Source organism: Bacillus sp. AF62, from assembly GCF_050312695.1.
Lineage (GTDB): Bacteria > Bacillota > Bacilli > Bacillales > Bacillaceae_G > Bacillus_A > Bacillus_A cereus.
The window spans coordinates 1-10844 of the sequence record NZ_JBNPJZ010000157.1; the positions used below are offsets into that span (position 1 = coordinate 1).

Sequence of the window (10844 nt, forward strand, 5' to 3'; positions counted from 1 at the left end):
CCAATGGTTAAACTGTCTACGTAGGCAAATAAAATTTGTAAAATGGATTGATTTTGATCAAAATTGGTTATCATACTCGTAAATTCGTCCTTTCTGGAGATAGTTTGAGTTACTATCATTTTTCCAGGAAAACGGATTTCTTTATGCATTCATTTTTGGATATTTATGAGTTTTGCAACATCCTCAATTAAACTAAATAAAACAGAAAATTCAATCTATTATATATTGAGAAAATATTTATCTTCCGAAATAAGGTGGTTATTATGAATAAAGGCGATGCCATTTTAAGATTGCTATCAGAAATTAAGTTGGAACTTAAGGAAGTAAAAGAACAGGTGGAACAAATACAAACAAAGTTAGATACATTCGAACCACAAAATCAAGTGAAGAACAAAGTAAAGCATAAGAAACAAAAAACAAACATAAACACTGATAAAAAAGATAAGCGAGATTGGAACTATCCAGCCAAAATGAAATAATAAATTGAAAAGTTGATCCTTTTTTATATCGTTTGATTTAAAGGAGAATGGGTTCGATTTTGTGCTAAATGAGCAGATCGCTGCGGATAATCTATGATGCCCTGTTGAGACCATTAATGGCATCCTTAGCTGATACGATACAATTGTATCGTTCACTAAGTAAACATCCCACTATTTTAATGGGTAAAATACTGGATAATGGGCAATTAGAAGTGTTGTTAAGCGAAGGATTAGGACAATGTATAGATGTGTATACAAATAATCAAATCATTTTTGAAGTTAGAAAAAAAACCATTTATTGAAAATCTTTCTTGTATAGGAATTTACTGATACAAAGACCATGGAACATACGAAAAGCTCCCTGACTTGTTATACAAATCAGGGAGCAAAAGGTAGTACAGTATATCGGTTACGCTAATTATAACATAACGGGATTCATTTGGTCTATTTTTTCTGAATACTCAATTTATTTCCTGGTGTTAGTTCTTCAAGTTCAGGTGGCCCCGAAGAATCATCTAACCGTTTGAAAAAGTGTATCGTACACTTTAATTCTCTAAAATATGGCGTATTTCTGACATATCTATATTCGTAAATTTCGCAATATCTTCGATATCCATGCCATTTTTATGCATGCCCTGAATTAGTTGGATTTTCCCTTCTTGAATGCCAACTTCTTTTCCTTTTTCCATTCCTTTTGCTATACCAACCTCACGAGCATAGGCTAATTTTGCTTGCTCGTCAAATAACACTTTTTCCCGTGCTTCATATGCAAGACGGAACGAACTACTCTGACTCATATTTCCCCATTTGTGGATTGCCTTTTGTAACATTGGATCTTGTTTCATGGCGATATCCTCCAACGTGTGGGGCAAATGTTCATCTTCATGCGCTGGCAGTAAAAGTAACCAACGAGCAAATTCATTTTCCCACGGATTAATTTTTTCTTCTCTCCATTGTCTTAATAGCTTGGGAATCTCAATGAAATGTATTTCTAGGTCCTCAAGTAACACTTCCTTATGTTGTTGACTCCAAAATTGCCCGACGGTATGCATATCATTATAATAAGGAAAGAGCTGAAAGTCTAAGAACCTGTTTAAAATCTTTTTAATAAAATCGCTACACCTGCCAATAAGCAACTCTGTCTGCTATTTTCAAGTGTTCGTTCACAGTTCTTCCACAGTCTGCGGTAATTTTCCAACCAAGCAAAAGTTCGTTCCCCAATTCAGCGTTTCGGTAACACGACAAACTTGTGAAGTTCAGATCGTTTGATGATTTCAACCGAACAATTAATCGTTTCTTTGATGGATTGTGCAAAGGATGGCCCCGTATATCCGCCATCACAAAGTATATTTGTCACTTTTCCCAGTGTTTTCTTATGTCTTTCACACATTTGGATCGCACCTTCTCAATCAGTTAGTGTGGGTCTTCAATTTTTAAGGATACAATCGGTGTAGATAATGACTCATGCAAGATCACATTTAAGAAATCAGTAATTCCTCTTGTCCTTGTACACCAAATAATTGCTTAAAAGCAAAATCGACGCGTAAATTCACTAAAGGTTGATTCATAAAGTGAGTTACCTTTCGTATTTCATATTCTATCTTTTTTGTTCCGCCCCTTTTTCGAGGGAATGGGAAAAGAATCTCTATATCTATAGTAGCGGAGAAAGGAGAGAAGAATCAACCCTTGTTACTCATGTTGTTGTATTTTGTTTTTATAAATATTGTGGTGCGTGAAATTTTATGTATTTACTTGTATATTCAACGATCCTCTCTGATTTATATCCCTTTCTATCTGAAATATTTACTCCCTATCTTTTCATCCTCTTATCTCCTCACATGTGCGCTCTTTGACTTTCAAGACTAAAATGTATTATGAAGCTTCTTATCTTTCGTTAGGGAGAAATCTGGGCGTTCGTTTTTTATCACTCTCGACTAATAAATTGGATATAATAATTAATTTAGGGAATCTTTAATTGGGTAAATAAGTGTCAAATGAGACGAACAGTAATACACCGTTCGGTGTTTCAACTCTTCACATGTGTATAATCTTTGTTTCTCAAATGACCTGGTCAAAAAAACTGGAACATGGAATAGATTACGCAATTGATTTTGAATACTGATACAGGGTAATTCCATTTAATGATGAGTGCGGACAAATGGAATGATATATAAATAAATTCAGCTACTAACTGCGGTACTGGAGCGAGAGAAATCTGTTTTTCATTATACAAGGTTCTGATGCAAAAAAGCGAAATGATTTCAAACTTGGTCATACTGGTACTACAACTAAAAAAAGTGCGTAATCAGTATAGAAAAAGAAACTATGTTTAAGTGAAAACATTATCAACCAGATATAATTTTATTAACGATACGTTGGTACCTGCGGTACAATTTTAGTTTTCACGATTTGGTGGAAATGATGAAAGAGCGTGGATTATCCTTAGCCTATAAAACGATTATGCGAGGGGGGGCATCAGCATGGACAGACTAAAAGAAGCATATCCAAAAACATTTAACGAATTTCCCGAAAGAATTCTCCTTCCTCAAGCGTGTGAAGGGCGTAGCCCAACGGTAGGTGGGAGATGAATTTCGGTTTGGCATAGCCAAACACTTTTGATAAACTAGCTATATGAAGCTCTTTGATAACTTGATATATGAGGTTGCAGGAAGAAAATAGAGTGCGAAAACCAAGCCATTCGGTTCCTGCGTAAAATATCAACCGTACCAAGAGAGCGTCCAAGTGTTGGACATCTAGGGGTGGAACACCCCGAAGTAACGCTCAAGGAGACGAAAGGTTGCTTTCGTCGTGGAACTGAGAAGCTCCCACTTCAAGCTTTGCTAAGTGGCGAGTAGTTCACAATATCGCATTTATGTTTCTCCTTACTCTTTTTTAGAGTGTAGTCTTATTTAGAAAACGTTGCAACAGAACCATCTTTCGTATACAGTTCGTATAACCGTTCTACATATTCTTTAAGATCTTGCCAATCTTTCTTTGCAACAGCAAGGTCAGATTGCATCATTTCAAACATTTCAGGATCTATCGTATCTATAGCGTTCAATACAGCTTCATATTTCACTTGAATCAAACTCCATTGTATTGATATTTGTTGAAAAGCATTTACCACGGTTTTAATTGTCTCAGTCATATCCAATGTTTTCTTTTGAACATCTGTTATAATCGCTATTTCTCGCTGTATACCATATATACTGCCCATTAATTTGTCAATTTTATCTTGTGCAGCCATAATCTTTAGCCTTGCTTTTACAATCATGGGTCCGCCTACAATAGCCCCCACAATTGTTAAACAAAGAACTTCTCCCTGTTGAAGTTGAGCTCGTTCCTTTTTAATTTCATCATTTAAATCCGTGATTTGTTGTTGTAGTCTTGGAATATCTATTCCCATTGTAGCCAAAGTGGGCCTCAGGGCAACAAAGTCCGTGTTAAAATGTTGTTGGTCTGTATTTAACTTATCTTGAAAATCATGTATTCGTACCAACATTGTATCGGCTTCTTGTTTGTTACGTGTCACCTGTTCATATAATTTTTTGATTTGTGTTTTTGTGTTATCCCTATCTTTTTTTTCAATGAAATCTGCTAAAGACTGAGCAGTCTCTTGAAATGTAAGATTAAATTGGATAATCGTTTGATTCGTTTCTAACATGCTGTTTTTTATATCTTGTTGCCATTCTATTGCATGTTGTTTTGCTTGATTATGGTGTTGTAAGATCCTCATTTTTAAGTCTTTTTCTATTAGATTGGCAGTACTAAAATCGGCTGTAGATTGCTGTTGTATGTTTTCAGCATACGAATCCATAATAAAGATACCAGACATATTTTTGTTTACAAATCCTTCTAAACACATTGGACCTAAAGATGGTATTTTTTTATCCTTTGTTACCGAAGAAGCATGTTTCTGTGTTGTGATTGCGTAACAGTGAGGGATGCATACAGAAGATACCATACATCCTATGAGAAATAGTCCTACTATTTTGTTTGTAAATCGGCGCGTATTCATGTTTTCACCTCTATAAAATGTAGTTATTTACAGTATGCATCCCCTCTATATAGACAAAAACTTCAAACGACAGCGTATCGAGATGTCTTATTAGTTTATCACTAGGATAGTGAAGCATTTTTAAATTGCTCTAAATTGGATGGCTTTCATCAAAACCTCTTAACATTCTTGTGTTTCAGCATTTATTTTCATTTGTGTAAAATCGCTTTAATTGTTCTGCATATTTAATAAGGTCTTGCCATTCTTTTTGAGCAATCGTAAGATCAGAGTGTATCCATTCCAGCTTTTCAGGATCAATAGTATCTATGGCATTCAAAACCGCTTCATATTTAACTTGAATGATACTCCATTGTGTGGACAGTTGCTGCAGAGCCTGTATCGCCATAATAATTGCTTCTATTATGTCTGTCATATTATTTTGAGTGTCTGTCAAAATAGCAACATTGGATTGTATGCCAGAAAGACTTGATTTTAAATTTTGAATGTTTGCCTCTGCTGCTGCAATCTTTTTCCTTGTCTCCGCAAGATTGTCTTTATTCGCATGGCCAGAGGATATTAAATCCCAAAGAATATCTTTATTTTTTTTGATGATCTCACGATTCGCATTTATTTGGTCTTGTAAATCTGAGCTCCATCCCGTTTCATTATTTATAATTGGCCTGAGCATATTCGCATCTTTTTTTAAATGAATTACATCTGCTTCTATGTTAGATTGAAATTCTTGGAGTATACGAATTAATTGATCTGATTTCTTTTTATTTTTTGAAATTGTAAGGAATAAATCTTGTATATGAGATTGTAGCTTCTCTGTTTGGTTTTGCTGGATAGCCATGGATAGCTGTTCGTACTGTGATTGGAATCGTTCATTAAATTGGATAATACTTTGATTGGTTTCTAAAATATTTTTTTCTACTTTTCCCCAATTAGATGCGTTTTCTTTTGCCGTTTTTTGATGCTGTACCATGTCCGAACGCAACGCATCCTGTATCATTGGAATACATTCTACATGTATTTCTGGTTGTTCTTGTATGTTATCAACATATGATTTCATAACAAGCATACTGGAACCAGTTTGAGCAAGAGCCTGTTTAAACTCTGCAGGACGTAAAGAATACATATCTTGTTGCTTTTTCTGTGAGATAGCAACTTGGTTACTTTGTGCCGCTGCCGAAGATATAGGGATTACATAACTTGTTAGAACCCCAACCGTTAGTATGAGGAGCTTTTTTTTACAATATAGTATGTTCATATTTTCACCGACCTGTATCATCTATTTTTTTATAAAAATAAAAACCATCTGCCATAACAAGGATGGTTCCTATTTTCTATTTGTCGGGTTCAAATATACCCAATCATTTTGAATCCCTAACAATTTTGATTATCTGTTCTATAAGTCCTCTTTATCCTATCTACATGTGTGGATACCTAAATCGTAACAAATTGTTTTCCCTACTTATTCTTTTGTTTCTGTGATAGTCAGCCCTGATAGTTGTTCTTGGATTTTGCCTGCCCATTCTCTTAAATCCTGCCAGCTCTTTGTCGTAACCTCTAAATCGGATTTTATTAATTTTAATTCCTCTGGGCTCATTGTATCTATGTTATCTAGTAACGTTTCATACTTTTCATATGTGGTTCCCCACTGAGTAGATATATGTCCTAAAGCTTCACGTGCGTCTTTCACCGCTGTATGCAGATTGTTTATAGAAGATTGTGCGCCTTTTAAAGTTCCAAGTGCTGTGTTAGCTGTGCTTAACTGCTCAGAAGCCCTTTTAAGTCCTTCTTTTGCAGTGTTCATTGACTCATAGTTTGTATATGCTGTATAACTAGAACCTATAAAAGCTGCGAATGCTGCTGTACCTAAAATAACAGGAACTAAAGTTCCCCCAGAGCAGACGGCTAGTACAATCGCTACTCCACCTGCTCCAACAGCAAGCCCCGCTCCTACTCCGCTACCAATTAAATATTTAATACTTTGATCAATTGTTGCATTATACGTGTCAATTTGTGTTCCAAGCGACGCAATAAGAGAATCTTTTCCAACTAAAATTGCGATCAATCGTTTCCCATCCGCATCAAAAGCTCGAATGTCCTGTCCTAATGTATCGCTAAACATATCTAATTGTTTGATTACACCACCGACATCATCTTGTTGTTTTTTTGCATTTTTCATGAGTCTACTTTTAATCAGACTTTTTATTTTTTCTTTATCGTTTTCATCAATAGCCGCTTCTAAATCATTACTATATGTCTGAAATTGAGTATCGTAACTAATAATACCTTGATTTACTTTAAGCAGCTGTTTCTTTAAATTTTCATTCCAAAATTTCGCATTTTCTCGAGCTTTTTGCTGATGGGCCGGTAGTTGTGTCTTTAACGCTTCATCCCTGCTATCTAGCTCGACCTGATCTAAATTAATATCAGCTTCCGCGTTGATTTTTTGTGTATAGATTTGCATAGTAACATAATAACTGTTCATATCTGTCAGATTTGTTTTAAAATTTGCTGTATCTTCTTTATTTAGGTTCGATGGTCCTTGTTTGTGATTTACACTAATCGCTTGTTCTTGCGCGAATGCTTGAATAGGTGGTATTAAGTTGACAGACGTCATGGCTAATAAAGACGCCATTGCTACGACTTTATATGGAAACTTTCGCATCTTACTCTCTCCTTATTGATTCGTTATTGTTTGATTGTTCGTATTTAGTTGTTATCCGTTTACTACATTGTCAAAACTTTTGATTTGCTCATCTAATTGTTTACAAAATGCTTTTAATGTTTTCAAATCCAAAGATGTCGGTGTTTCAGGTAAATCTTTAATTGCTTGTTCGATTAGAGCCCAATCTTTTTGATGTTTTTTCAGCAGATCCATTTCTGTGTCCACTTGTTCCACAAACATATTTACTTTACTTTCAATCAAAAGAAGTTGTAACGCTTGAATGTCAGCTGTTTGTAAATCTCGAGTTGCTGTATATAGTTGATTGTTTTTTTCTGCTAGGCTTACAATGGCATCTTTCTGTTTTTGAAGGATCGCACTACCTATGGCTTCAGCTTCTATGATTTTTTGAATTTGTGCTATATCAACCTTATCCATAAAATCATATTTTTTAAGAGAATCCGTTGTAAGTGATTTTCCCTCTGGAGTATTAGCAAAATTCTCTTCTACTTTCTTTATAATTTTTTCAATGTCTACTTCTGCATTTCCATCTTTTTTAGCTTTTTCTATAGCTGCTTTTTTAGCTTCCTCTAATTTTTTAGCAGCTGCTACATTATATTCTAAGGCGGCTTGAGTTTCCCCCTTAGCTAGGGGGTACAACAATTTCCATACTGCACTGCCTATAGCCGTACCAGAGTTTACTAGTATCCCAGGCACAGAACTAATGACATCTAAATCTTTTTGCATACTAGCTTGAATTGTTCCAAGTTCTTTTTCCAATTCTGCAATTCGACCAGACCCTCCATTTAAAAATTTAGCAGCTTCTTGAATACGTGTTGTCAAATTATTTTTATGTTTACCTAGAGAGGCTTTAAGTTCCTCTAATTCATTGAGAATTTGTTGAATATGTATTTGTTGATTTTTCATTTTATCGCCTAACCTTATTGGAATTCCCTCTAGATTTTTGCGCTCTACATATGTATCAAATGTTCTAACGAAATTACGATTAATTTCATTTATACGTAGTAAACGTTTATTAAAAATTTCTTCGCGCCATTCCTTCATATCTCCTTGAACCAATTGCTGTACATCTTGTAAAGCTGGAACCTGTGGAAGGTTAAATGCAGGCTGATTTTCGATAATACATGCATAAGCTTGTAATAATGCGGCTTGTTCTCCTAATTTTCGGAAAGAACTGGAGAACTCACCAAGATCCACACTTTTTATATTTTGTACTTGCTGTGAGTGAACCATGGATGCAGCAAATGCATTCGCTGTCCCTAAACTATTTGTCATAACGGTTGCTACTAACAAGCTTGTATATAATTGTTTTTTCATTTTTTGAACTCCTATTTCTGCTTATTTTTATACATACACACAAATCATTACTAAAAAGATTTGTGTGTATGTATAAAAATAATACGTAACTACTCAGAAACTTTATGGTAGGATTACCTCAAACTGCTATTATTAAAGCTTTTTTTACTGTTTTCCCTTTTTCGTTCCTTTCAATTTATTTATATGTTATTTGGATAATTAGATTAATAAAACGAAAAACCCAAAATAGATTGGGCAGTATACAATTAGTTAAGAAAGATTCTTCCCTTCATCAAAATAAATAATGATACTTAAAAGACAAAGGACCGGAACATTTTCTGTTGCATAACATGATATAAGATATAAGTATTCTGGTTTCACAACCTCTTCAGTATAGTTAAAATACGATTGATAGTTTACAACATAACCAATGGGAATAATCCCTAGATTAAGAAAGACTAAGGATTATTGAGTAGATTAGATACATTTAAAGAGATACGCACACAGAATGATTGAATTTTAATTACTACTGTAACATTGTAGATATATATAAACACGAATAAAATTGTCCGAAAAACGGACAATTTTTGATGCTGATACTAGTCTACATGATAAGAGTATGGACAAAGCACAAAAAAGTTTTCAAGTTTCTTATTTTTTGTAGAAAAATCTGTAATTATGTATTAGATATCAAAAAAATCAGAAAGCCCGTTCGGTTGAGAAAAAAATGAAGGCGTTTACAATTTTATTCTAATCTGTTTCAATAAAAGTAGAAAGACTTTAAAGAAGAGTGATGAATAAAGAAGTACTGCTATCATTTATTATACCCATGCATGCATTCATACATTGATACAATTTTATTATTACAATCATTTTTCAATTTACTAAAGGAGGCGTTTTTTTTGAAGAAAAATTATGTGGTAGGTCTTAGTATAAGTATGATTCTTTTTTCGTTAGCAAACACCATTCAGGCAGATTCGATTAGTAATTCTAATACAGAAAGAGCAACTATACACTTAAATTCTATGAACAATTTAGAAGTTCGTCCAATGTTTACACAACCAATCAATAGTAAGACAGCTTTGCAAGATAACGATATTCCGGGTAAAGAAGTTCAGTCACATAAGATAATAGAAGGGTATTTAAATCATTCTACCTATTCAGACCATGTATATCGAGTCCATATAAAAGCTGACGAATCAGTAATGTTTACATTTCATGGTAGCAAACCTGGTAATTTCCAGTTGCATTTGTATGATAGGAATACTCCTACCATTCATCATGAAAAATACCGCATCCATAGTCATGACACGCCAAGTTCCTATAAAACTTTTACATTTCGAGCTAAACATACAGGATATTACTATCTAAACGTTCATGCATCGGAAGGAGAAGGCAATTATAAGCTAATGGTTCATAGACCAAAACCCACACCAGATATACCTTAATAGAGATAAAAATGAATTTGTTACATACGGGGAGGCATAGGAATGTCAATTGCAATTGCAGTCTTAACATTTATTGGGGGCGCTGCGCCATTAATAGTACAATTGTTAAAAGCATTTATGTAGGTTAAGAGATATCTTATCTTGTAAAAGTAATAAGATACTTTGCTAGTATGTATTGTATTTGCCCCTTTGGGGCTTTTTTATATGGAAATCCACACTAGTACACGTGAAATGAAACAAGAAAATATAGGAGAGAGTTATCTTACATGAATTCGATATTGTATGAGGACACGGAAACATGCATGCGGCATTCTTTTTTCTAAATAAGATGAGTAGTCATCATTTTTGAAAATATACGAGTTATGATGTACCGCTACATACTTAACTTTATTAACTATTTTATTTATTTAATTAACAATATTATTATACTGTACTAAACGTAACAAAATTTAATTTTAATTACTAGGCTTGTTTAGTGTTTATTTTTAATATACATTTATTGAGGTTTTAAATTTATAACTTAATGTACTAGGAGGACTTTATGAAATTATTATTCAAAAACTATGTAACAGGATTTGTTGTCAGTGCCATGAGTGTAACAACATTAACTCCATCTATTTATGCGGAAGGAAATATTTCTCAAAACAATACAATAGATAGCATGAAACAAAAACAAGAATGTACCAATAACTTACCAATTGAAAAAATTGGTGGCAATACTACCAGTAACTCCTTACAAATTATCGTACCAACTTCAAATCACGGTGTTAACACCAACAATGTTAGTTTTGTTTATCAAGATGAATCAAAACTAGCGGATTTAGCCATACAAATAACGAAAGAAGGCGTCAGATCTTTCATTCACATAAAAAATAATGTAGCGCCAAAAGAGTATGAATTTACAGTCCATATGCCAAATGGCTGGAAGT

The 10844-nt window shown here is 33.9% G+C and carries 7 protein-coding genes and 5 pseudogenes; 5 read left to right on the plus strand and 7 right to left on the minus strand.

Translation table 11 applies throughout. The features are described 5' to 3' along the window. Nucleotides 1-263 precede the first annotated feature (263 nt). Together ACQRBL_RS31205 and ACQRBL_RS31210 are read left to right on the plus strand one after the other, a co-directional pair. Complete coding sequence (locus tag ACQRBL_RS31205; RefSeq protein WP_023523578.1) at nucleotides 264-479, plus strand: hypothetical protein; 216 nt, start codon at nucleotides 264-266, stop codon at nucleotides 477-479. Between the two features lie 25 nt (nucleotides 480-504). Further along, nucleotides 505-781, plus strand: a pseudogene (locus ACQRBL_RS31210) (hypothetical protein). A gap of 243 nt (nucleotides 782-1024) precedes the next feature. Here the strand turns inward: ACQRBL_RS31210 and ACQRBL_RS31215 are convergent. From ACQRBL_RS31215 to ACQRBL_RS31225, 3 genes and pseudogenes are all read right to left on the minus strand, one after another. Then, nucleotides 1025-1585: pseudogene (locus tag ACQRBL_RS31215) on the minus strand (Rpn family recombination-promoting nuclease/putative transposase); the annotation flags it as partial. 116 nt (nucleotides 1586-1701) lie between these two features. Then, nucleotides 1702-1869 carry a hypothetical protein gene (locus tag ACQRBL_RS31220; protein ID WP_197265664.1) on the minus strand — a complete coding sequence of 56 codons (168 nt, stop codon included), beginning with the start codon at nucleotides 1867-1869 and terminating at the stop codon, nucleotides 1702-1704. Between the two features lie 26 nt (nucleotides 1870-1895). Continuing rightward, a pseudogene (locus tag ACQRBL_RS31225) lies at nucleotides 1896-2047 on the minus strand (Rpn family recombination-promoting nuclease/putative transposase); the annotation flags it as partial. 787 nt (nucleotides 2048-2834) lie between these two features. Between ACQRBL_RS31225 and ACQRBL_RS31230 the strand changes: the two are divergent. Next, nucleotides 2835-2945: pseudogene (locus ACQRBL_RS31230) on the plus strand (IS6 family transposase); the annotation flags it as partial. Nucleotides 2946-3384: 439 nt separating this feature from the next. Here ACQRBL_RS31230 and ACQRBL_RS31235 read toward each other — a convergent pair. The 4 genes from ACQRBL_RS31235 to ACQRBL_RS31250 all read right to left on the minus strand — a co-directional run bounded on the left by ACQRBL_RS31235 (nucleotide 3385) and on the right by ACQRBL_RS31250 (nucleotide 8488). Continuing rightward, nucleotides 3385-4497, minus strand: coding sequence for an HBL/NHE enterotoxin family protein (locus ACQRBL_RS31235; RefSeq protein WP_411996558.1), 1113 nt, complete (start codon nucleotides 4495-4497; stop codon nucleotides 3385-3387). A 175-nt stretch (nucleotides 4498-4672) separates the two neighbouring features. Further along, a complete protein-coding gene (locus ACQRBL_RS31240) occupies nucleotides 4673-5746 on the minus strand; it encodes an HBL/NHE enterotoxin family protein (protein ID WP_001024264.1) in 1074 nt (357 codons plus the stop codon). A 204-nt stretch (nucleotides 5747-5950) separates the two neighbouring features. Then, on the minus strand, nucleotides 5951-7153 hold the full coding sequence (locus ACQRBL_RS31245) for an HBL/NHE enterotoxin family protein (protein WP_197230827.1): 1203 nt from the start codon (nucleotides 7151-7153) through the stop codon (nucleotides 5951-5953). 51 nt (nucleotides 7154-7204) lie between these two features. Further along, nucleotides 7205-8488, minus strand: a complete 1284-nt coding sequence (locus ACQRBL_RS31250; protein ID WP_411996557.1) for an HBL/NHE enterotoxin family protein — start codon at nucleotides 8486-8488, stop codon at nucleotides 7205-7207. An 881-nt stretch (nucleotides 8489-9369) separates the two neighbouring features. Here ACQRBL_RS31250 and ACQRBL_RS31255 point away from each other — a divergent pair. Both ACQRBL_RS31255 and ACQRBL_RS31260 read left to right on the plus strand, forming a co-directional pair. After that, nucleotides 9370-9915: a hypothetical protein gene (locus ACQRBL_RS31255; RefSeq protein ID WP_000742751.1), complete on the plus strand. Its 546-nt coding sequence runs from the start codon at nucleotides 9370-9372 to the stop codon at nucleotides 9913-9915. 541 nt (nucleotides 9916-10456) lie between these two features. Beyond that, a pseudogene (locus ACQRBL_RS31260) lies at nucleotides 10457-10844 on the plus strand (hypothetical protein); the annotation flags it as partial.